The sequence below is a fragment of the Arthrobacter sp. JCM 19049 genome, from assembly GCF_001310435.1.
On record NZ_BAXF01000493.1, the window covers coordinates 1 to 1549 of the forward strand.

At 68.8% G+C, this 1549-nt stretch carries 2 protein-coding genes; both read right to left on the reverse strand.

The window, feature by feature from the left end; translation table 11 throughout:
- Nucleotides 1–209: 209 nt before the first annotated feature.
- Nucleotides 210–1325, reverse strand: a complete 1116-nt coding sequence (locus tag JCM19049_RS13730; RefSeq protein ID WP_054821861.1) for a hypothetical protein — start codon at nt 1323–1325, stop codon at nt 210–212.
- Nucleotides 1295–1549 (reverse strand): hypothetical protein (locus JCM19049_RS13735; protein ID WP_279403233.1); only part of this gene is annotated, 255 nt, incomplete at its 5' end. The genes JCM19049_RS13735 and JCM19049_RS13730, both read right to left, overlap by 31 nt.

Here is a 1549-nt window from a genome sequence, read left to right on the forward strand (position 1 = left end):
GTGCAGCAGGTGGGCCACCGCCCCAGCGGTGAACCCGGAAGCCAGCATTGCGGCGTAGTAGATGCGCGCGGCCTGCCGCCGGCGTCCGCAGATTTCTGCCAGTGCCGCGGGTAGTGCGGCACCGGTCCTGGAAGCGGCCGTGCAGCAGTGCAAGGACCAGCAGCACGAGCGCGCCACCCAGCAGGGCCCAACTCAAATCCAGCGACCTCTCACTCACCATGGTGCCCGAGCGCAGGGCCTGCAGGCCGGTGTCCGCGGCCCCCAGCAGCAATAGCGCAGCTGCCGCCGAGTACAGCCCCATCTGCCGGGTATGCACCAGCAGGATTGAGCCAGCCGCGCCGATCAGGAAGACCAGCGCCAGCCAGCGCAGTTCGGGCTGATAGCCCAGCATGAGAACCAGCGGCACCAGCAACGCCGCCAATCTGATTCCCTGGTGGCCTGTTGCCGGCGGTATGTCCATTCAAGGCCCAGGGCAACCACCGCCTGGGCGGCGAGCAGCCACATCGCCGCGGTGGCGCCCCACCATCCAGCCCGGACCAGCCGGTCGTGGAACCGAACGTGGCGGCCGGGACAATGGCCAGCGCCGCCACGGCCAGGCTAACGGGAAGCAGCAGCCACTGCCGGTAGGGCCCGGCACCGAAGGCCCAGTGTGCCAGCAGCGCATATCCCAGCCAGAGCAGCAGGCTCAGCAGCACGGTGCCGCGGTCCGTCTGCGGGCCGACAGCATAGGCCAGCAGCAGCAACGGCAACCCCACCAGGATTCCCAGCCCAATGACCCGCAATTCCCCCGACACCGCTGCACCGCGGCTGCGGGAGAGAACCAGCCGGGCCGCTTGCGGCAGCACCACGCTGAGCAGCAGCACACAGAACTGCCCGTGCAGGTCCAGCTCGAAGTGCTCAACACTCCACCAGGCGGCAACGCTCAATTGGATCTGGGCCAGTGCGGCATGCGTGATTCTCCAGCCCGCCGCGGTACAGCGGGGCAGGGCCGCGATCAGAAAGACAATATTGGCCGCGGCCACCAACGGCGCCAGCCACCAGAAATCCGAGCGCAGTGCCAGGACAAAGTAGCCGCACAACGCCCCAAGCAACGGCGCGTGCACGAACGCATCCATGGCCCCACCCGAGGTGGGCAGGCAGCGCCAGGCGACCCAGGCGGTGGCCAGTACCGAGCCGATCAGCACCAGCACCGACCAGCTGCCCGCAGTGACACCCAGGAAGTGGGCACCCAACGACAGCTCTCCCTGCAGGCGCAACGCCAGTGCGAACACCACCATCACCAGCAGGCTGGCGGTCACCCGGATCCGCCAGTGCAGGTTCGCCACGACGGTGCGTTCTGCGTGCCCCGCATGTCGGCCGAGTAGACCAGCATCCCGGCGGCAGCCGCCCAGATGCCCACCATTGCGGCGCTCGCCACGCCCCGATCGGAGGCCGGGGCAAACAGGAACTGCAGCAGCTGGGCGCTCTTGGCACCAACCGCCAACAGGAGCACCCAACGCAATTGCGCACCTAGCAGCGCCCGGGATTCGGGCTGCCGCCGCACGACGGC